The sequence below is a fragment of the Paenibacillus sp. FSL R5-0744 genome (genome assembly GCF_037972555.1).
GTDB lineage: Bacteria > Bacillota > Bacilli > Paenibacillales > Paenibacillaceae > Paenibacillus_AQ.
Genome location: NZ_CP150228.1, coordinates 453027 through 474170, shown reverse-complemented (window position 1 = coordinate 474170; position 21144 = coordinate 453027). Strand labels below are relative to the sequence as shown.

Genomic DNA, 21144 nt, shown 5'->3' with positions numbered 1-21144 from the left:
AAATCGCTCTTTGGGGATCGGTAGATAACACCAATACCCTAAAGAGCGATTTTTTTATCCTTGATCTTTAACCTTTAATGCTCGGATACTGTTCAGTACAGCCAGCACGGTTACCCCAACATCTGAGAATACAGCCTCCCACATCGTGGCAATCCCAAATGCGCCGAGAATAAGAAATATAGCTTTAACACCTAAAGCGAAAATAATATTTTGCCATACGATCATCCGTGTACGCTTGGCAATGCCGATAGCAACAGGAATCTTCGAAGGTTCATCGGTCATAATTACAATATCTGCCGCTTCAATCGCAGCATCGGAGCCCAGTCCGCCCATTGCGATCCCAACATCTGCTCTAGCTAGTACTGGGGTATCGTTAATTCCATCACCGACAAAAATAATTTTCTCGCGATGTGACTTTTCACGATCCAGCTTCTCGATGGCCTCTACCTTATGCTGCGGCAAAAGCTCCGCGTGAACCTCATCTACACCTAACTGCTTCCCAACATCTTCAGCTACAGAAGAAGCATCGCCAGTTAACATCACCGTTTTACGGATGCCAAGCTTCTTGAGGCTCTGAATAGCCTGCTGCGAGTCTTCCTTCACTTCATCTGCAATCACCAGATAACCCCCATACTGATGATCCACCGCGATGTGAACAACCGTACCGCTCTGCGCTGGCACCTCATAAACTATGCCCTCTCGCTCCATCAGACGCGCGTTACCTGCAAGTACGGTCTTGCCTTCAATCGAAACCTCGATCCCATGACCGGAGATTTCGTTGTAATTCGAGATTGCTTCCTTAGAAATCTGTTCTCCATAAGCTGCCCTAATCGATTCGGCAATCGGATGATTCGAATGGCTCTCCGCATAAGCAGCTGTCTGCAGCAATTCATCCTTAGACTTGCCACCTGACGGATAAATTCCTGTAACCTTAAATTGCCCCTTAGTCAACGTTCCGGTCTTATCAAAGACAACTACTTTCACATCATTCAGCGCTTCAAGATAGTTACTTCCTTTAATCAGAATACCACTGCGTGAAGCTGCTCCAATCCCTCCGAAGAAACCAAGTGGAATCGAGACCACAAGCGCACATGGACAGGAGATTACGAGGAATACAAGCGCCCGGTAAATCCAATCTGAGAAGGTTGCCCCGCTAATTACTAGCGGAGGAACGACAGCTAGCAGGACAGCTGTGATCACTACTATAGGTGTGTAAGCCCGTGCAAACTTAGTAATAAAGTTTTCTGTTTTGGCTTTGTTGCTTGAAGCATTCTGTACCAACTCCAGAATTTTGGATACGGCTGATTCTCCAAAGGTCTGTGTAACTTGCATTGTAATAACGCCGTTCCGATTAATAAATCCACTTAATACTGTGCTTCCCGGTCCAGCCGAACGCGGTACAGACTCCCCGGTAAGTGCTGATGTATCCATCATGGCGCTTCCCTCAAGGATCGTTCCGTCCAGAGGTACCTTCTCACCCGGTTTCACAACAATCACATCACCGATCGCTACTTCCTCAGGGGAGACTCGTTTTAGATCATTTCCAAGCTTAAGGTAAGCAAATTCGGGACGGATATCCATAAGTGCCGTGATAGATCGACGTGAACGGTTTACTGCTAGACCTTGGAACAACTCTCCGATTTGGTAAAAGAGCATAACCGCTACGCCCTCTGGATACTCACCAATCGCAAAAGCACCGATGGTTGCAAGAGCCATCAAGAAATTCTCATCAAATACCTGACCCCGGATAATGTTCTTAACCGCCTGCCAGACAACTTCACTACCCACGATGAGATAGGCTGCTAAGAAAATCAGCAGTTCTACTACACCCTCCACCGGTAAGAATATTCCGGCAAGCGCGAGTATCCCACCGCCACCTAACCGCAGTAGAATCTTACGGGTATCGCCTTCTCCATGCTCGTGGCTGTGGCCATGGCTGTGACCATCCGCATCATCATGCTTATGTCCGTCTGCAGCCTGATGATCGTGTTCATGGCCATGTTTGTGATCCTCTCCATGCTTATGACTACCGTTATTCTGCAGCTTGCGACTGCCCTGAGTCTTCTCTCTTACATTTACATGGGGCTCAAGCGCCTTCACCGTTTTCTTTGCTTCAACAATCGCCGATTCCTCATAACCTGCGGCGGTTTCCATCGTCATTGTCTTCGTAACAAAATTAACGGAACAAGACGATACGCCCTCGATTTTCTTCACTTTATCTTCGATTTTCCTTGCGCAATTGGCGCAATCTAAGCCTTCTAATTCCCACTGACGTTTTACTTTTCCTTGCATCGTATCCATACGGCACATCTCCTCAAATAAAAACCATATATGAGCACTTGTTCATATGTTTTCTTATTGCTATTATATTCCCTTTATTTTTGAAGGTCAATACGTCATATACACCATTTTTATCCGCTCTCATAAAAATTAAATAAATTGATTTTTTCGTGAAAATATGGTAAATCATGTATGATTGCACCCGAGATGAATTGGCAACTAAATTACACAGAAGGAAGGATGAATGTAGACCATGTCAAAGCTAGCCAAGACGTCTTCTTTTTCACAGAAATACCCAGTTTGGACCGTTGTTATTATTGAGGTGCTGTTACTTTTAGCTGTATCTGCCGCCGGGACTTACGCTACAATTAAAGAGCTTTCGTATACCGCCCCTGTACTGATCTCCTTTATTCCAATCGCGCTTGTACTGATCATCTACTTCACGGTTAAGAACAAATGGAGTGATCTTGGCTTCCGTCCTCTGAATACCATTTCCTCTGGGAAGTGGATTTATTACGCACCTCTAGCTGTCGTCCTGATCACCATATCCTTTAAAGGTTTTCGTGAGATCAGTACGTCTGAGGTGTTGTTCTTTATCTTCTTCACCCTGCTTGTAGCCTTTGTGGAAGAAAGTATTTACCGCGGATTGATTTTCAAGACTTTACTCACTAAGGGCGCTAAAACGGCTGTGATTACTTCAAGCATACTCTTCTCTATTACCCACTTGCTTAATGCTTTATCCGGTACAGACATGACGCAAATCCTCCTACAGCTCGTATATTCTCTTCTGATCGGTTTTGTGCTTACCTTGTTGATGCTGAAAAATAATAATATTCTACCGCTGATATTGTTTCATTTTGTACATAATCTAATTCAGTTTGTTGGTAACGATAATACAAGCGAATATATGGGGATCGATCTATTCATCCTTCTCGTACTCGCTGTGCATTGTCTCTGGCTGGCTCTATCCTTTAGAAAACCAACCCTATCGAGCAACCTAAATCAATCTAGTTAACGCAAAAGAGCGGTTCTCCAATAATCGGAGAACCGCTCTTTTTTGAAAAGTACAGCTATTCATGACGGACATGTTCATGCGTCTGCAGAAAAATCTGCTCTACATGCGCATCGTTGAGCGAATAAAATACCGTCTTCCCTTCTTTACGACGCTTCACAATTCGTAAATTCCGTAAATAACGGAGCTGATGGGATATCGCAGATTGGCCCATATCAAGGATCACAGACAAATCGTGTACACATAGTTCTTTCTGGGACAAAGCGTAAATGAGCCGCACTCGTGTGGGATCACCCAACGCTTTGAACATCTCTGCCATTTTATCCGTTATTTCTCGGTCAGGAAGAATCAATGCAATGGATTCCGGTTCAAGCTCCGAACCCTTGCATGTGTTATCGCAATCTTCTAATGCCGTTGGCTCCATGCTATCGCCTCCTCCACCAGCTAGTCAGCTTTGCTGATTGTTTTCCTCAATTATATGAAAACCAGCTCTGGATGTCCATGGAGAAGGCGTTTATAAGAATCGCTGTAAATCAGACCGCTTTACGATAAAAGGAGAATAGTCCTGCCGCAAAAAATACAATAAAACTACCGCCCACTACCATCATCAGCGTTTCGAACGGTAAATTAAAAGCCCCAAACGTGTCATCACCATACGGCATCATAGCCAACATCGGTTGTACCCAAGGATAATAGGGGCCATAGGTTGAAGAATTGGCGATCAGCATATTAGGAATGGTCAGACTCACATTCAGCGCCAGCGGTGCGCCAAAACTGCTCCAGCCTTGAGAGATAGCCAGTTGCAGTGCAGCGAGTGGCAGACAGGCAATAAAGCCGCCAAATACCGAGCTAAGCAGCAGCGACCAAGGGATAGAATCCGGAATATTTCGGAATAAACCCATTCCCAGCACCATCACCAGGAACGTTAGTTGAACCGCAGCCAGCAATCCGATAATCATCACATATTTTGAGAGGTACACTGATAACCGAGTCACAGGCAGAGACAGCAACATCTTCCAGCCTCCGTCATGATGCTCATAACGACAGATCAGCGCTGCGAAAATACCCGAGAGCACAGGTAGAAACAGCAAGGCATGCATCATGGACATCACATTTAACAACAGTTCCCAACTCATCTTCTCCCCTTGATTATCTGCCAATGCCCCGGGAAGCAATGCTAAAATCGGACTGCCTATAACTAAAAGCCAGACATATGATTTAGACATTTTTAATCGTTCTGCCGACAACACTCTCCAAAATGAATTCATCGTTAATCCACATCCTTTCGTGCGAAGTGCAGTGCACCCGGCAAAAGAATCAGCAGCCCCAGCAGCAACCCTGCGCCGCTAAATAAGAGACGATGCGAAGATTCCCAAGCCATGTATGGCCATGTTAAAGGAACCCACTCCGAAAGTAACATGGAGAAGATAGACACCAGAGATAAGGTTATTCCAAGAGCAACTGGCAATGTCTGATTACGGTTAGCCAGAGAAAGCCACAGCTGCAAAGCGATAACCGGCAACGCTGCAATATAGGACATAAAGCCAATTCGTAACACATCCAAATACGGAATCAGTTCGACCTTGAAGCCCAAAACAAGCCCTAAACCAACTGTACCCACCGAGAGCAGCAAACAAGAAACCGCCACTAGCACCAAACATAACACCAGCTTAGCCATAAATACTGAAGTACGTGAGATAGGTAGTGCCAAGAGCTGCTTCCACGAGCTCATCTGATGTTCTACATTTGCAATCAACGAGCATACTAAGGTCCCTCCAAGAAAAAGAGCAATGGGCACAAATGCAGCTACATTGTTCAGAAGCCCACCCCATAAATCCGCACTATACTGCTCGCGAAGATAATCATAACGAAGGCCGAAGTTCAAGCCTTGCATGGCTACAAGTCCAAGCGGTCCAAGAAACACTAGAAACCAGAGTCCCTTGCCACGGATTTTGAGCCAATCCGCCGACAGTGCCCGCCACATCATGATTCCTCTCCTCCTACAACCTGCAGGAAGAAGTCCTCAAGTGATTGTCTCCGCTCCTCTACACGATAAATAGCATGCCCATTCTCTACCAACGCTTTGACTAGCAAGGCAACTCTTGCATCGATCATCCGGGAGAAGACTAGCTTTTGGTCTTGAAGTATCCCTGTGTACCCCCGTTCTTCAGCAAGACGCAGCGCGGCCTCCGGGTCCGAGACTGCTAACCGCATTTTTCCCCCGGCTTGCCGCTGCAGATTCGTTATACTATCTTGGTACACCATTTGCCCTTGACGAATAATCCCTACGGTATCCGCCATTTGCTCAATTTCACTAAGCAAGTGACTGGATACTACGACGGTAATCCCTTGTTCCTGCGGCAATCGTTTAATTAGTCCGCGAATTTCCTGAATCCCTGACGGGTCAAGTCCGTTCGTCGGCTCATCCAGAATAAGCAGCTCCGGTTCCCCGAGCAAGGCAGCAGCAATACCTAGTCTCTGCTTCATCCCAAGGGAGAACCCTTTAACTGGACGCTTCTCTTCCCCTGTTAAGGAAACAATATCTAGCACCTCAGCAATCCGTGACTTCGGAGCACCAAGGATACGCCGGATGGCTTCAAGATTATCCACAGCGCTTAAGTGCCCGTAATAGGATGGAGACTCGACAAGCGACCCTACCTTCCGCAAAATTTGCAGTTTATGCTTGCGAAGATCCTGGCCGAAGACTTCAATTCTTCCTGATGTTGGAGTGATCAGTCCAAGCAGCATACGAATTGTTGTTGTTTTCCCTGCCCCGTTCGGGCCAAGAAAGCCATAGATCTCTCCCTTGCGGATGTTTAAATTTAAATTTTCCACCGCAGCCCGGCCACGGTATTTTTTTAATAAATCCTTCGTTTCAATCACTGTTTCTTTCATGTTCCTCACCTCGGTAATTAGCATAACGTCCCAAGGTTAAGAACAAGGCGGCACGAAGTTTAAGTTTTGTTTAAATTTGACGATATGGATGTTCAATGAAAATAAGGTCCTAGACCGCCGCTGTTTAATCAGCAAGATTTCTTAGAACAACGGCATAAGGGTAAGGCTTGGACTTGGTAGCCACTCCGTCCTTCTGTAGTCTGCGGCTTCTCGCAAAGGCAACAGTATGGGCGGCGATCGACGAGCGCTGTGCGAATCAGGCATTCAACATTACGAACGGCGACCTGTTTCGTTGGAATGAGTTATAGCCGAAAGTCGCTCAATACTTTGGCATGGAAACAGCGCCTCCGTTGCAGATGTCTCTAGACGTTGTCATGGCGGACAAGGAGCAGATTTGGAACAAAATGATTGAGAAGCATGGGCTTGCTCGGCATTCCTATAAAGACGTATCCTCTTGGCTATTCGGCGATTTCGTGTTTGCATGGGACTACGATTTTTTTGCCGACGGAACTACGGCTCGACGTTTAGGCTTTCACGAATTCGTCGATACCGAAGAAATGTTTATGAACATCTTTGACGACTTCCCCAAGCATAAAGTCATCCCGTAAATTACCGTATAAATTAAGAATGCCTACCTTATACGTGCTCAACATTTGGTTTTGTTTTATGTGGTTTTAAGCTTTGCAGCGTTTCTAATTTTACGCCTAAGAATCTCCGTTCTGTCCATTCGTGCTTTTGATTAAACACAAATGACCCGCAGGAGGGGACACTTTTTAAAAGTGTTCCATCTTACGGGTCACCATTCAGAGTCGAGGTTTTTGTACTCCTATTCTCCGACCAACCCAACACTGATTGTATTGCCTTGAGCAAATACCTGGAAGAACAGTTTAGTTCTGTCCTTGTCCTTTTTAGTGTAATTCAACATGATCGTTTTTGGCTCTGGATTATCCATTGGGTTCTATACCTCATGCGCCTTGACTTGTTATTTCTTCGATGGTGTTTCATTTTTGTGTTCAATAATTTGTAATACTTTTGGTTCAATAGCTTTTAACTGTTGTTCATTTGAACGATTACCTTTAGGAACTTCACCATTAATTTCACCTTGAATTTGTCCATCAACCTGTGTTTTTGCAATGACATCAATTACTTGTTGTTTAGAGACATTTTTAGATGCTGCAATCTCCACAACAGATTTACCTTTTGCTAATTCTTGTTTTAATTCTTCTGGGCTAATTTTTAGTAAAGAAAACAGTTTTGCATCATTTAGATAGGCATCAGCAGAATAATCAGGCTTACCATTTCTAGAGAAAAAACCTTCTACTTTAATGTTTGAAGGTGTAGTCTCACCTCCGATCAGAGAAACACTGATTGTATTGCTCTGAACAAATACCTGATAGAACGGTGTTTTTGATCCCTTTTTGGTGTAATTCAACATAAACGTTTTTTGATCCGGGTTCTCCATTTTCTCCATAGCAAATTCGTACTCTTCGATGTTGCCATACATTTTATCAATTAGATAATCTACCTTCGACTTGATTTCCTGATCGGATAAAGTATTGATTGGCTTCTCTTTAGGCTCCCAGTTCTCTTGAATCACGTGTTCAATCGCACCCGTAATACTGTTTGTATGAAGGGTAATCTTTTTACCGGTTCCTTCTTTTTCCTGCAGTATGATGCTTGTTTGGACACCTTGAACGCTGCTTGCATCGATTATCTCAAAAGATTTTGTTTCGGGAAATGTGCTATACAGCTTCTCAAGTGTTGCTTTGCCAACCTCATCCACCTTGACTTGTTCAGCAGTCATTGGTGTTCTAGTAAACATTTCAATCAGGGTAGGGGCCGCATATGCTGCGGTTGGAATTAAAATCGCAGCAGCAACTATTCCACCAATCAATCGTTTTTTCATGGTTATTCCGCTCCTTTTTGGTTGTAAATATTGAAAATAAGACTGTTCTATACGTTTGGAAATAGCCGGAGGGCACTCCATAGTTTCTGCCTCTTTGTGCAGATGTTCACGGATTTTGCGTTCAGTTAGCATTGATCTTTTCCATCCTTTCTGGGGGGAGATTCCATAAGTTTTTTCGAAGCGCCTGAAGGCCAGCATGATATCTGGACTTGACTGTACCCAGCGGAATATCAAGCAATGTCGCGATTTCCTCAAGAGTATAGTCGTGAAAAAAGCGGAGGATAATCACCGTTCGCTGTTTGTCGGTCAGTTTTTGGATTGCCTTCGATATCATTTGATTCGTCCCATCCATCAACACAGCAGGTTGATCCCAATGAGACTCTTCCCGAGAGAAGGCACGAATGCGTTCAAAAATTCGGAATCTCCGCCAGCTCTTGACCCGAAATCTCTGCACTTGACGGATTACCAAGCCGTGTAGCCAGAAGTGGAAAGGTCGGTTCGTATCGTAGTTAGCAAGTGATGTCCACATTTGCATATAGATCTCATTCATGACATCTTCCCGATCCTGCTGATGATCCACCAGAAAGGAGACTGTCCGGTAGACGTCCTGATAGGTGGCATCATACATCGTATGAAACGCCTGTTGATCACCATCTTTCATTTTTATGAGTAACTGGTACATGTATTCACTTTGCATTCAGAGGGCCCTCCTAAGTAAGCTGCTTACACACTATATTGCCTCTCTATCAAAAAAAGGTTCGGTTTTCTTTGTTTTTTTTTGCAAAAGGCTGAGTGTCGACGACCATCGATCAGGAAGACTACCAGGAGTGCAACGACCCTTATGGCAGCCGTGGCCTGTCTAGTGCTTTATTTTTCAGTCTAATCACACTGATCACTGGCTGTCGTAAAGGGGTATCAAGTATTAAACATTACGTCCACTACGAGAATAAAACAAAAGCCGGATTCCTTAGAGTAGGAAAACCCGGCTTTTGTTTTATTGGATAGTCCTTAGCGTATATTTTCGTTAAAATGTTGGCGGGGCCCCTGTAAGCATTGAATTAGCCAAAACGGTAGCCTTTCCCTCGTACTTTCTCTCTATATGCGAATCCCCCCAACGGCACATCAGATGTAGGAGTTCCTTTAGACTCCAGCTCTTAAATTCATTATTACGTTTCTTACCGAATGTCAGATGAAAGAGAATAACAGGTTTCCATTTCCCACCATCACCTCTAAAGTTGCCTCTACTGTAGTGTTGTATATTTTTTCAGTCTTTTTCACACAACTTGCCCCTTTTCGAAATATTTCAACACAGGTCATTGGTAACTCCTAAGAATTGGAACCATTAAATGGCCCTATTAAACATTATAACTACAACCAAATATATTACGCTATTCTGCTCGTTAGTTGTTAAAACAGGTGCCGTTGAGCTCGTTTTTATTGACTATTTTTTCCCGTGAGAGCTTAATGACGATGGTAAGTCTAAGATTTTATTTTCTTTCTACAGCGGATTAAAGATTACTACGGAAGTTCCATCTCCTGTACTCTCCATATCCCACTCTAACTCCATATGCTTCATTAACAGATCCACGATGGACAGCCCTAATCCTGCCCCTTTGTAATCGGATGGACTCTGGATACCTCTGCCGTGATCCGTAATCAAAATAACACGTTGCCCATTACGGGACTCCGTAGAAATCCCTACATAAAGACCACTGCTGGCATGACGTACAATATTCTGAAACAGATTATCAAGAATACGGCGGAACCAGACCTCATCCACCATCCAGAACAGCGGATCAGCCTCCAGGTCAATATCGATCTCGAAGTTCTCTTTTTCCCATACGGGGTACCAAGCAGCAGCACTTTCCCGCAACAAGCGCAAGACATCTTTACGCTCCTTCTTCAAAGTGATCCGTCCGCTGTTGAGGAGATTGTAGGATAAAAGATTCTCGATTAAGACGCTAAGATCTGCTATACGCTTATCCATTAGCTCTAAGGACTGTTGTCCTTGCGGGGTTAAGCTCTCTTTAGTCATTACATGGATGTGACTGCGAATAACCGTTAGTGGTGTACGCAAATCATGAGATAGGTTAGATACTAGACGTTTACGCAGCTCTTCCTCTTCGATTTCCCTCTTTCGACTTTCGTCAAGCTTCGCCACCATCGTGTTAAAAGCTTCCTCCAGTCTGCCAATCTCATCCAGCTTGCCCGTCATAATAGACTTAGGCATTCTATCCGGTCCCGTAATCGTCATCGCGGTTTGCAGCTGTAGTAGCCGTTTGCGTATTTTTCTAAAGAACAGCAAAGAAACCAGTGCGAACCCTCCAAAAAGTACAAAGAGCACAAAGTAATACAAAGCCCAAGCCCCGACTCCCCCATAAGCCCCTTTGTTGAGCAGCTTGTTTGGAATTTGCATTACCATAAACCCTTTACCCGCATCCACTCGGTCTCCCATGAAGGCGACGATGGCTAAAGGATCACGTTTTGTACTTTCTTTCATAAAAAAAATAGCCTCAGCCGCCGTCCACTGCTCCGGAACTCCGCTGCCATGGTCCGGATTGCCTTCATCAGGTGTGAGAATCAACTGGGTCATTCCCTGCCCATCTACCCAAAACATAGTAGCCTCAGTGTATTTCCGGCTCATTTCATGTAGCCGCTCATTTATGCCTTCTGAAGAAGCATCTTCCAATTGAAGCGCCTCTTTATGCCACATGGTCTCCAGCGCTGCAACACTCGAATACAGAGAGGTGTCTACAGGTGGAGCCCCTTTAGTCACTTCATTAACCATATTGTAGAGAACAAAAGATAACGGCAGGACCACAGGGATAAAAAGCAGTGCAGAAACAATAATAAGCAAATATCCCGATAGCAAAGAGGAGTTACGCTGCTTGCGAATGCGCCCTAACCCCCTCATGCTCTTACCCGATATCCGATCCCCCGGACAGTTTCTATAATTTCGGGATTGCCCGGATCAAGTTCTAACTTTTCGCGCAAATATCGTATATGTACCATCAAAGTTTTATCCCCTTCGAGATAGGCTTCTCCCCAGACGGCTTCATAAATCTGCTCCTTCGTCATAATCTGGCCGAGATGACGCAGCAAATAAGAAAAAATCTGAAATTGCTTACCCGTAAGCATGACTTCTTCCTGTGTCTGAGCATTTATTACTCGGTTATCCCCTTCATATACGACTAGGTGTTTAAGCGTGAGCGAATCCTGAACAGATGCCCCATTCCGCCTGAGCAGCACTTCAATTCTGGCAGCCAATTCATCCGGATGAAAAGGCTTCGTCAAATAATCATCCGCGAATTCAAGCCCCTGCAGTTTATCATCAATAGAGGTTCGCGCAGAGAGCATCAAGATCGGAAGCTTAGGGTACGCCCGCTTCAATCGTTGTCCGACAGTAAAGCCATCCAGGCCAGGAAGCATTACATCCAGAATGGCCAATTGACAAGGCGCCGCTTCCTCCGTCGCTCCCTCCCCGCTCCGCAGCCAACGCACACTATAACCACGCTCACTTAAATCCGCAGACACGACGCTGCCGATTTCATGATCATCTTCAATATATAACAGAGTAACGGTCATGTATTTTAAGTCCTCCCCTGAGAAATTACGTAAAAAGTTGAAGTCATTATAACATGTTTTAACAGGTCACTCAGGGACTTATCTTTTAAAAAAGCCCTCCTAAACCCGTGGGGGATAGGAAGGCTTCCGGAATCGATTTAAATTGGTTTAGGGAGTCCACACGCCGTGCTCTTTATTACTGCCAACATACTCAATACGCGTTGGAGTAAGTTCAAGAATCACATAATTAGGGTCATCAGACCCTGTAAACCATGGCTCCAGCTCTTTGTTCCACACCTTTGTGCGCAGCCCTTCATCTTTAGAAACGGCAACGGTGGCTTCAATCTCCAGCACATCTTTGCTTCCGCCTGACTCATATCCAAGCAGCAAAAAAGCATTCGGATTATTCGATAATTCCTCCACCTTATGAGTTTTGCGATTCGTAGCTAAATAAATCTTCAAACCCTCATGGAAAATGGCCATGTAACGTACTTTCGGTTTATTTCCTTCTTCGATCGTACCAAAGGAACCAAACTTGTTGTCATCCAATGCTCTAATAATGAGTTGCTCCAGTTGTTTGTTATCCATTACGTAAATCTCTCCCTTCAAGCATGTAAACAAAAGTTTATATATCCAAGCTCACCGTTTGGATTTATCATAACAATGGTGCTTATTATAATGTACCCTTCCGGTTCACATTGAATCCGACCTTACTCCATAAACTACTTTCAATATAAGGAGCTTACTTCGTGAAAAAACTGATCTGGATCGGCTGTCTTTCCTACTTTGTCATTGGCCTTGCTCATGTAGTGCTGGGATCTATTCTTCCCGTTCTGCTACAGCATTATGACCAAAATTATAGTGCCGGCGGGCAATTAATCTTTAGTCAATTCGCTGGTTTTCTGGCTGGTGTGCTTGTCTCTCCCCTACTCAATCGCCGTTTTGGGAAACGAGGAGGCATCATTATCGCCACCGCCCTTCTCCTGACTGCTGAGATTGCGTATGCTTTTCTACCCCCTTGGGAGTGGATGTATGTCATTGCTGTTGCGGCTGGCTTTGGTTTCGGTATGATCGAAGCCGTCATCGGCACCATCATTATCGGAGCTGTGACAGAAGGAACCGCGATCGCGATGAGCCGACTTGAAGTCCTATTTGGGATAGGAGCACTTGTAATGCCTCTTATCGCCAGTCCGCTCATTGCTACCGGAGCATGGAGATTAGCATTCCTAATTGTCGCTGGCTTCTCATTACTTTCTCTCATCCTCTGGGGAAGAGGCCATTTTGGGAATCTGCAGCGCATACTGGACGAGCGAGCACCTCGCAAAGTCTCAGCATCCGCACATTCCTCGCAGTCCAGCAAACAGCTTCCGTATAAAGGGAAACAATGGATTCTGCTGGGCATCTTCATCCTTTTCTTCTTTCTTTATGTAGGTACGGAGATGAGTCTGGTCAACTTTATGCCCGCCATCTTTATCGCCAAGCTAGGGATGACAGAATCTGCGGCGGCGCTGACAGTCACTTTCTTTTGGCTAGCTATGTCTACGGGAAGATTGTTTGCTGGAGTGATTGCAGAAAAAATTTCTTACCGTGTATATATTTTAAGTAGCTGTTTACTGACCTTGTTACTGCTGGCTCTTTTTCCGTTCACAGATAATCTATTAGCTGCATTCATCGTAATTATGCTACTTGGGCTATTTATGTCCGGTATTTTCTCCATAGCTTTAGTCTTCTCCAGCAAGATGCTGCCAGGAGCCGAAGAATCAACACCCAGCATAATGATCGCTGCTGGAGGTGTCGGTGGAGCTCTGCTGCCCCTATTCATGGGCTGGTCTATGGACCATCTAAAGGTGGTACAAACTGCTGGATTACTTGCCGGTTTTGCCGCCTTCTTGTTCTTGCTGAGCATTGCCGCATGGAGGTTCCAATCCAGGCAAGCAGTCCAAAGAAAGAGTTCCAGTATTTAGAATGTTAAAATGGTATCAACCTAATCCTTTTAGGGTAATGTCATCTATAAGCATATTCTGAGCACAAGGATGGACGATGAATGGATAAGCTTTCAACTGAGCCTTTATTACATACTGCGCTTATGCAGTTTATTTTTCCCTTTTCAATAAAAAAGGGTGATTCTAAGAAGCTTATCCAACAATTGCAGGATGATGGCTTCACACGTTTTTTTCTGGATAATAAAGAGTTAGAAAATGCCTATTACGGAGAAGATCACTGTGTTTCCCATGAACGGATGGAGCGCACCTATTTACCGTTTGCTGCACACATTCTTTTTCCACGCAAGAAGGATGTAGACTCTTTCCGCCGCTTTTCCAGAGTCAATAATCTGGACTGTATTCTAGAGATTCCTCAGCAGTCTATATTTTTTAAAATTCTCTCGACGGATATATTCATATGTCCTTTTCAGCTTGGATTTGTGACGATACGTGTCCAGCTTGAGGGGGATTCGATTCCCTTTAGTATTGCACTGGAATTCGCGGACCGCTTCCGGACGCTTGAGAATACCTTCGTACAGGATGACTACACCTATATCCATTGCGGGGAACAGACCTATGAGATGGTAGAGGATTTTGTCTTCCGAAATCTGGTGGATGGACTGGAGCCTTTTCTGGATCACTCGGATATCAATGGGGCTTATTTCGAGACCCTTCCCTTTTTCGTAGATGAAAGAATGCAGGTGCAAGCCTTTTATGGCTTTCAGAGTGAAGGGGATTCTGATGAGATTAGTATAAATATACGCTATCGCGCCTCTCAGCTTGATGGAATTGATCTGAACGGGAAGCCCTATGCCAGTGCCAGCGATCCAGCGTATATTGCGAACTACTGTCATGAGCATTCCTATAATCGATGGGGCCCAGACTCGTATTATATGATGAATGAGCAGACCTTTTGCTGTCTAACCCGAGCTGAACCAAAGATCGCCGTTAGCCTCGCCAACCAGATGTACGGGCAATATTATTACGGATTTCTACTCAATATTTTCCACAAAATCGTTCTGCTAAAGCTGGCAAATATGCATTCCCGACTACGCATAAACCACGATTATGATGAGATCGATAATTTAATCTACTCGATTAATAAATTCTCGGCAAAGTTCTATTTCTTGGAGCTGATTTCACAGTCGCAAGGACGGGAGATTTTTCTTCAGCTGCGTAAAGTATACGGGAACGACGCTCTGTTCGAGGAAGTAAAAGAAACCTTGACTGACCTTTTTCAGTATCAAGATAAGTTCCAGTCGAAGCGCCGGGATAATCTGCTGATGATCCTCACTGTATTTACGGTGGTAAGTGGGATTTATGGCATGAATCAAGTCATTGACGATCTGGATGGAAAGATTCAATGGAGTAAGATGGTTAGCTATTCCCCCTTTGAGTTTCTTGCTCTTTTCGTGATTATGAGCGGGATAATGATCAGTGTTGTCCTTACGCTAGGTGCTCTGGTTACTGAGCTTAAGCGGCGTCATCGCAAGAAACATAAAGATCTGGATTAATGAAAACGGACGGAGAGATTTGAAAAATTTAGGAGCATGCTACTAGACATTCCGAGAACAGCCGTCTATAATACACCGTATGCAAGCATAAACGCCTTCAGCGTCCTTATAAAGACGATTAGCGTTTAAGCGAGAAATACCCGTTAACTTCATAGAACCAGGGGTGCTGGAATTGGCCGGCTGAGATTGTATCCCACAAGATACTGACCCTTATACCTGATCTGGATAATGCCAGCGTAGGAATCGCCAATTGGTTTTGGTCCCTGTGACCTTTACTAACCTTGCGCCAAGCCAGCGTCCCGATCACTCGGGGCGCTTTTTTTGTGTAGATCACAAAAGATGTAGAAGAAATGTACATACTACACTTTATGGTTCATGTTGGATGACGGGATCTGGCAACCTTAAAGGAGAGAAGAAGACATGCAAGTCAAAAAAGTACTTATGCTTAGCCTCACCTGTATGCTCATTCTTGCGATTGCCGGATGCGGCAGCAACAATGGGAGTACAGCCGGAAACAAAGGAAATGCTGCGGAATCGAATGCAGCGACCGGATCAAATGCTCCAAAAGAGCTTACCAAAGTTAAGGTTGCACTGGATTGGACACCGAATACGAACCACACCGGTCTATACGTAGCCAAGGATCTTGGTTATTACGCGGAAGAAGGTCTGGATGTAGAAATCGTTCAACCTGGCGCAGCGGGTTCTGATACGATGGTTACCTCTGGCGAAGCTGCTTTTGGAATCAGCGCTCAGGAAGGATTGACTCTAGCTCGTCTACAAGGCGTTCCCCTTGTCTCGATTGCAGCCATTATTCAGCATAATACTTCGGGATTCGCCGCTCCAGTGGATCGCAATATTAAATCACCAAAAGATTTTGAGGGTAAAACTTACGGAGGTTGGGGCTCTCCCGCTGAGGAAGCAGCCATGAAGGCGATCATGGACCCTGTTGGTGGCGATGTGAAAAAGGTGAAGCTAATCAGTATTGGTGAAGCTGACTATTTTACTGCAGTCAAACGTGACATTGATTTCGCTTGGATCTTCTACGCTTGGACCGGTATTGAAGCCGAACTGCGTGGTGAGCCTCTGGATATGCTCTACTTGAAGGATTATGCGCCTCAGCTCGATTATTACACCCCTGTGCTGACCACGAGTGAGAAGCAGATTTCTGAGAATCCAGATTTGGTGAAGGCTTTCCTGAAAGCCACATCGAAGGGTTATCAATATGCGATTGATCATCCAGAAGAGGCTGCCTCTACATTATCCAAGGCTGTGCCTGACCTTGATGCCGAGCTTGTCCTAGCTAGCCAAAAATGGCTTAGCCCGAAATATAAGGACGACGCCCCACGCTGGGGAGAGCAAAAAACCGAGGTCTGGCAGAATTACGGCGACTGGATGTATGATTTGAAGCTGCTGGACAAACCGCTGGATGCAGCTAGTGCATTCACGAATGATTTTTTACCGGCGGAGTAAATAACAATAATAAATGAAACACTTCGTTATCAAAGTTGGCTTTTTGAACTTACCTATTTCAATGAGAGTTCAAAAAGTCAGCTTTCAGAACCAAGAAGGTTGGACGTTACTTGAGGAAGGAGGAACGGAGCGTAGTGATGTGCTACGTGAGTACCGGACTTCCCAAGTTCGTTCAAGATTCGACGTCGAATCTGCTTCCTGAAAACACTTCGTTATCAAAGTTGGCTTTTTGAACTTACCTATACAATTTGAGAGGATTGATTATTGTGGCTAACACACTATTAAGCATTCAAGTAATTCCTAAGACTCCAAACAATGAGGACTCCATCCCATACGTAGATAAAGCGATTGAAGTTATTCAAAAATCCGGCGTTAAACATCAGGTGAATCCACTGGAAACTACTATGGAAGGTGAACTGAGCGAGCTCCTGGAGGTTGTACGTCAAATGCAGGAAGCACTGATCGAAGCAGGTAGTCCAAGCGTGATCTCCCAAATCAAAATCGCTCATAACCCTAACGGAATCAGCATGGATAAATTGACGGAGAAATATCGGCCGTGAGATCGACCTGGAAGCTAATATGGCCGCCCCTTGTGGCGGTCGTCTTCTTTTTAACCGTATGGCAGTTATCTGTTTCTCTATTCCATATCGAATCCTGGATTCTGCCGAGTCCTGCTGATATTGCACGCGAATCGACCAGTAATGCCTCAGGTCTCTGGGCTCATACGATGGCTACGCTCCGACTCACATTAATCGGTTTTCCTATTGGTACAGGTGTAGGCTTGATCGTCGCTCTACTTCTGCATCTTTTACCTTGGGCTAGACGGGCTTTTTATCCACTCATTATTCTGAGTCAAAATGTTCCCTCTATCGCACTCGGACCACTGCTTATCATCTGGTTTGGCTTCGGCCTTTTGCCCAAAATCGTGCTGATTACACTGGTATGCTTCTTCCCGGTAGCTGTCGCTGCAATGGGCGGCTTGTCTCAAAGTGATCAGGTCATGATGAATTATATGAAAATGGCGGGTGCAAGCAAGTGGCAAATCTTCACCAAGCTGGAGCTTCCGTCTTCTATCCCGGCACTATTTTCCGGTGTGAAAATATCAGCTACTTATGCGGTTATGGGAGCCGTGGTCGCTGAGTGGATTGGCGCGGATAAAGGGATTGGCTATTATATGCTCCTGCAAAAATCGGCTTACCGTACAGATCGGATGTTTGTCGCTATTGTTATTATTGTGCTCCTTAGTCTTGTGCTTTTTGCGATTATTGCCTTGCTCGAAAAATGGTTAGTTCGCTGGAAACCGCGCCGTAACTCATAGAAAGGAAGATGCCTGTATGTCTCAAGCGACGCAAATAGAGCAAAGAACAACTGAAATCATAAGCTCTCCTGAAGCTCATACTGCACCACCTGCTCTTGAAGTAAGCGGCATCTCCAAGTCCTTCACCCATCGTCGCCGCGAGACGAACGTGCTTAACAACGTCTCTCTTAAGGTAGAGCAGCAAGAGTTCGTTTCGATCGTCGGTCCTTCCGGCTGCGGAAAAAGCACCTTATTCCATATGATCGGCGGACTAGTGATGCCTGATGCAGGAACGATAAGCATGAACGGCAAGGTCGTTACAGGTCAACGTGGTGAAATCAGTTATATGCCGCAGCAGCCTGCGCTTTTTCCTTGGCGAACGATTGAAGATAATGTACTGCTAGCCGGAGAAATCAAAGGCGCTCTGCAGGATGGAGCTCGTGAAGAAGCGCGCCAGTGGCTCGCCAAGGTTGGCTTGAATGGATTCGAACAGGCTTATCCGCATATGCTGTCTGGTGGGATGCAGCAGCGTGCTGCTTTTCTCAGAGCATTGCTGGCTCCGCAGGAGTTGATGCTGCTCGATGAACCTTTCAGCGCATTGGATGCACTAACTCGCAGTGAAATGCAGCGCTGGCTGCTGGAGCTGTGGGAGGAGAATCGCCGCTCCGTGCTATTCATTACCCATAACATCGAAGAAGCGTTGCTGCTCTCGAATCGTATTTATGTATTCTCGGGTCGCCCCGGCTCCATCCTACATACTGTTGATGTGCCATTTCCACGGCCACGCCGCGATGAGATTACGGATTCCCCGGAATTCCTTAAACTCAAACGCCAGCTGTCACAGTGGATGCGAGAAGAACAAGCTAAAAGCGAGAAGTAGCTTTTTGAATAAAGGTCACTCCACTCACTTTAAACGAGAGATTAAACAAAGAACCGCCCGGGCTTCAATTAGCCCAAGCGGTTCTTTTGTTTTAACCAGAATAGCAGTTAAATCTTATTGTGCTTGTACAAACTCAGCAGATTTAATCCCTGCTTGACGGCCGAAAATAATGATTTCTGCTACAGAGTTACCGCCGATCCGGTTTTGACCGTGCAATCCACCTGTAACTTCACCAGCCGCATACAAGCCAGGAATAGCAGCGCCGTCTTTATTTAATACTTCTGTGTTCGTATTGATCTTCACGCCGCCCATGGTGTAATGAATCCCTGGAGCGATCTTAATAGCGTAGTAAGGACCCGCGGACAAATCGTTGTCCATCCCTGTTGTTCTGCCGAATTCAGCATCGTTCTTGTTCTTTACCGCGCTGTTCCAAGTATCAAGTGTCGCTTTTAGCTTATCGGCTGGAACACCGATTTCTTTCGCCAATGCTTCGATGGTATCCGCTTGGATCACGAAGCCCATTTTGTCATATTGTTCAATTGCTTTCACGCGTGATTTGACACCGGAATCAAAGACAAGCGTAGCCGCTTTTTCAGGAAGTGCATTGATCGCTTCGGTAACTTTATCACGTGTAGTCAATTCGTTTACGAACCGTGTGCCTTCGCTATTTACGAGGATAGAACCTTCGCCGCGTACAGCTTCCCCGATCAGATAAGATTTTTCTTGTTGAACTGTTGGGTGAACCTGGATTTGATCCATATCAACGGTCGTTCCGCCAAGTGCCTCAATCATCTTGATTCCGTCGCCGGTACTGCCGATTTGGTTAGTCGTTACGTATCCTTCCAGATCAGGTCTAACTTTTGATATCATATCCATGTTGGATCCAAAACCACCTGTTGTTACAACCACTGCCTTCGCTGTAATGGTTTTTTCATCAGCTTGGTTAAAGAGTACTTTGACGCCGTTAGCCTTACCGTCTTTTTGAGTAATTTCTTTAACATCCGCGTTCACAAACAGTGGAATTTCTTTTTCTTGTACGTTTCTAACCAATCCTTTGACAAGGTATTGGCCTACCGCAGAGCCGTCTTCTGGACGGTGGGTACGTTTTTCGCTCATGCCGCCTGTGATTGTAATATTGTTCAGCTTGATTCCGATCGAATCCAACCAATCGATTGCACTTGCGGAATTGTCAACGAAGAAACGAAGCATCTCTTTATCGTTCGTATCATGGCCGCCCTTTAGTGTCTCTTCATAAAACTTATCATTGCTATCTTCAATGCTTTGCTCTTTTTGAAATTTCGTTTGGGAAGCGTTCATTCCTGAGGAGGATTTACTTGTATTCCCACCTGCAACCGGCATTTTTTCTAAAATAACAGGGTTCAAGCCTTTGGCCTTAGCTTCCAGTGCAGCAGACATTCCTGCACCACCAGCACCAACAATAACGATATCATAATTATCTTTTAATTGATCCAGTGGTGTGTAACTAGCTTCTGATGCACCTGATACGGCTTCAGCTTTATCATTTTTGGCCGTCTCATTTACCTTACTTTTGTTCTCGTTGCCATTACTATTACCTGCGCTGTTGCTATTACTGTTACCGCAGCCTGCGATTACGAGCATGACAGAGAGAATGAGAATGAGAGCAGTACTTGTTGTCTTCTTCATCTTTATAACGCCCCTTTGTGAATGTTTTCACATTTATAATAACGCAAAGATGCTGTTTTGGGAAGTTTTTTATGTAATTAGTTATGGTTACTGTTACATTTCCATGAATATTTTCATTTAAATTTTCATAAAAATTCTTGCTTTCAATATTTCCGCAGCTTACTACTCAAAAAAAGCCACCCTTTTCAGGGCGGCCATCTGCCTTATTTTCTAATCCTTTTTCCATACAGGGTGTGCAGGCTTAACTATCTGAAATTCTAAAGTAACCCGTAATTTGAGCGCTACTGGATCACTTATGGTATATAAGCTATAACTTCAATTTCTACGAGCCCATCCTTAGGCAGACGTGCTACTTCAACAGCGCTGCGAGCAGGGTATGGCTGAGCAAAAAACCTTCCATAAATCTCATTCACCTTAAGAAAATCATTCATATCCTTTAGGAAAACGGTCGTCTTTATTACCTGATCCATGCTTGTACCCGCCGCTTCCAGTATGGCTTTGACATTCAGCAACGACCGTTCCGTCTGTTCCTCAACCGTAGCAGGAAAAGTCCCCTTAACCGGGTCTAGTCCGAGTTGTCCTGAAGTATATAGGACATTCCCAAGCTTTACAGCTTGAGAGTAGGGTCCAATTGCACCTGGTGCATCCGTTGTTATTACAGTTTCTTTATGCATATTTG

The 21144-nt window shown here is 44.9% G+C and carries 21 protein-coding genes, 2 pseudogenes and 1 riboswitch; of the genes and pseudogenes, 9 read left to right on the top strand and 14 right to left on the bottom strand.

The window, feature by feature from the left end; all coding sequences use genetic code 11:
- Positions 1–54: 54 nt before the first annotated feature.
- Entirely contained in the window at positions 55–2301 is a 2247-nt protein-coding gene (locus MKY19_RS02140; RefSeq protein ID WP_339799964.1) for a heavy metal translocating P-type ATPase, read from the bottom strand.
- Between the two features lie 232 nt (positions 2302–2533).
- On the opposite strand from MKY19_RS02140, the gene MKY19_RS02135 reads away from it, so the two are divergent.
- Positions 2534–3295, top strand: coding sequence for a CPBP family intramembrane glutamic endopeptidase (locus MKY19_RS02135; RefSeq protein ID WP_076300102.1), 762 nt, complete (start codon positions 2534–2536; stop codon positions 3293–3295).
- A 55-nt stretch (positions 3296–3350) separates the two neighbouring features.
- On the opposite strand, the gene MKY19_RS02130 is transcribed toward MKY19_RS02135, so the two are convergent.
- The 4 genes from MKY19_RS02130 to MKY19_RS02115 all read right to left on the bottom strand — a co-directional run bounded on the left by MKY19_RS02130 (position 3351) and on the right by MKY19_RS02115 (position 6187).
- A complete protein-coding gene (locus MKY19_RS02130) occupies positions 3351–3716 on the bottom strand; it encodes a metalloregulator ArsR/SmtB family transcription factor (protein ID WP_042184384.1) in 366 nt (121 codons plus the stop codon).
- Between the two features lie 109 nt (positions 3717–3825).
- A complete protein-coding gene (locus MKY19_RS02125) occupies positions 3826–4560 on the bottom strand; it encodes an ABC transporter permease (RefSeq protein ID WP_339268404.1) in 735 nt (244 codons plus the stop codon).
- Positions 4561–4562: 2 nt separating this feature from the next.
- Positions 4563–5279: an ABC transporter permease gene (locus tag MKY19_RS02120; RefSeq protein WP_076285176.1), complete on the bottom strand. Its 717-nt coding sequence runs from the start codon at positions 5277–5279 to the stop codon at positions 4563–4565.
- Positions 5276–6187 (bottom strand): ABC transporter ATP-binding protein, encoded by a 912-nt coding sequence (locus tag MKY19_RS02115; RefSeq protein ID WP_339799961.1) that lies wholly within the window; start codon positions 6185–6187, stop codon positions 5276–5278. The genes MKY19_RS02120 and MKY19_RS02115 overlap by 4 nt, the downstream gene beginning before the upstream one ends.
- A gap of 114 nt (positions 6188–6301) precedes the next feature.
- On the opposite strand from MKY19_RS02115, the pseudogene MKY19_RS02110 reads away from it, so the two are divergent.
- Positions 6302–6795 (top strand): annotated as a pseudogene (locus MKY19_RS02110) (NAD-dependent dehydratase); the annotation flags it as partial.
- Positions 6796–7013: 218 nt separating this feature from the next.
- On the opposite strand, the gene MKY19_RS02105 reads toward MKY19_RS02110, so the two are convergent.
- The 7 genes and pseudogenes from MKY19_RS02105 to MKY19_RS02075 form a co-directional block, all read right to left on the bottom strand.
- Positions 7014–7139, bottom strand: coding sequence for a hypothetical protein (locus MKY19_RS02105; protein ID WP_339799959.1), 126 nt, complete (start codon positions 7137–7139; stop codon positions 7014–7016).
- Positions 7140–7169: 30 nt separating this feature from the next.
- Entirely contained in the window at positions 7170–8225 is a 1056-nt protein-coding gene (locus tag MKY19_RS02100; protein WP_339799957.1) for a hypothetical protein, read from the bottom strand.
- Positions 8215–8790, bottom strand: a complete 576-nt coding sequence (locus MKY19_RS02095) for a sigma-70 family RNA polymerase sigma factor (protein WP_339799955.1) — start codon at positions 8788–8790, stop codon at positions 8215–8217. Before MKY19_RS02095 ends, MKY19_RS02100 begins: the two co-directional genes overlap by 11 nt.
- Positions 8791–9117: 327 nt before the next feature.
- Positions 9118–9371 (bottom strand): annotated as a pseudogene (locus MKY19_RS02090) (hypothetical protein).
- A gap of 220 nt (positions 9372–9591) precedes the next feature.
- Positions 9592–11007, bottom strand: a complete 1416-nt coding sequence (locus MKY19_RS02085; RefSeq protein WP_339799953.1) for a HAMP domain-containing sensor histidine kinase — start codon at positions 11005–11007, stop codon at positions 9592–9594.
- On the bottom strand, positions 11004–11678 hold the full coding sequence (locus tag MKY19_RS02080; protein WP_076285173.1) for a response regulator transcription factor: 675 nt from the start codon (positions 11676–11678) through the stop codon (positions 11004–11006). Before MKY19_RS02080 ends, MKY19_RS02085 begins: the two co-directional genes overlap by 4 nt.
- Positions 11679–11825: 147 nt before the next feature.
- Positions 11826–12245 carry a pyridoxamine 5'-phosphate oxidase family protein gene (locus MKY19_RS02075; RefSeq protein ID WP_339799951.1) on the bottom strand — a complete coding sequence of 140 codons (420 nt, stop codon included), beginning with the start codon at positions 12243–12245 and terminating at the stop codon, positions 11826–11828.
- 161 nt (positions 12246–12406) lie between these two features.
- Here MKY19_RS02075 and MKY19_RS02070 point away from each other — a divergent pair, with 161 nt between their 5' ends.
- The 7 genes from MKY19_RS02070 (at position 12407) to MKY19_RS02040 (ending at position 18800) form a co-directional block, all read left to right on the top strand.
- A complete protein-coding gene (locus tag MKY19_RS02070; RefSeq protein ID WP_339799949.1) occupies positions 12407–13621 on the top strand; it encodes an MFS transporter in 1215 nt (404 codons plus the stop codon).
- 80 nt (positions 13622–13701) lie between these two features.
- Positions 13702–15153, top strand: a complete 1452-nt coding sequence (locus MKY19_RS02065) for a hypothetical protein (RefSeq protein ID WP_042184368.1) — start codon at positions 13702–13704, stop codon at positions 15151–15153.
- 149 nt (positions 15154–15302) lie between these two features.
- A riboswitch (TPP riboswitch) is annotated at positions 15303–15413 on the top strand.
- A gap of 160 nt (positions 15414–15573) precedes the next feature.
- Positions 15574–16623 carry an ABC transporter substrate-binding protein gene (locus tag MKY19_RS02060; protein WP_339799947.1) on the top strand — a complete coding sequence of 350 codons (1050 nt, stop codon included), beginning with the start codon at positions 15574–15576 and terminating at the stop codon, positions 16621–16623.
- A gap of 61 nt (positions 16624–16684) precedes the next feature.
- Entirely contained in the window at positions 16685–16825 is a 141-nt protein-coding gene (locus tag MKY19_RS02055) for a hypothetical protein (RefSeq protein ID WP_339268391.1), read from the top strand.
- 64 nt (positions 16826–16889) lie between these two features.
- Complete coding sequence (locus MKY19_RS02050; protein WP_036682688.1) at positions 16890–17183, top strand: MTH1187 family thiamine-binding protein; 294 nt, start codon at positions 16890–16892, stop codon at positions 17181–17183.
- Positions 17180–17941 carry an ABC transporter permease gene (locus MKY19_RS02045; RefSeq protein ID WP_076300092.1) on the top strand — a complete coding sequence of 254 codons (762 nt, stop codon included), beginning with the start codon at positions 17180–17182 and terminating at the stop codon, positions 17939–17941. Before MKY19_RS02050 ends, MKY19_RS02045 begins: the two co-directional genes overlap by 4 nt.
- A gap of 16 nt (positions 17942–17957) precedes the next feature.
- Positions 17958–18800, top strand: a complete 843-nt coding sequence (locus MKY19_RS02040; protein ID WP_339799944.1) for an ABC transporter ATP-binding protein — start codon at positions 17958–17960, stop codon at positions 18798–18800.
- Positions 18801–18914: 114 nt separating this feature from the next.
- On the opposite strand, the gene MKY19_RS02035 is transcribed toward MKY19_RS02040, so the two are convergent.
- On the bottom strand, positions 18915–20465 hold the full coding sequence (locus tag MKY19_RS02035) for a flavocytochrome c (RefSeq protein ID WP_076285167.1): 1551 nt from the start codon (positions 20463–20465) through the stop codon (positions 18915–18917).
- A gap of 293 nt (positions 20466–20758) precedes the next feature.
- Positions 20759–21139, bottom strand: coding sequence for a RidA family protein (locus tag MKY19_RS02030; protein ID WP_339271469.1), 381 nt, complete (start codon positions 21137–21139; stop codon positions 20759–20761).
- Positions 21140–21144: the final 5 nt, after the last annotated feature.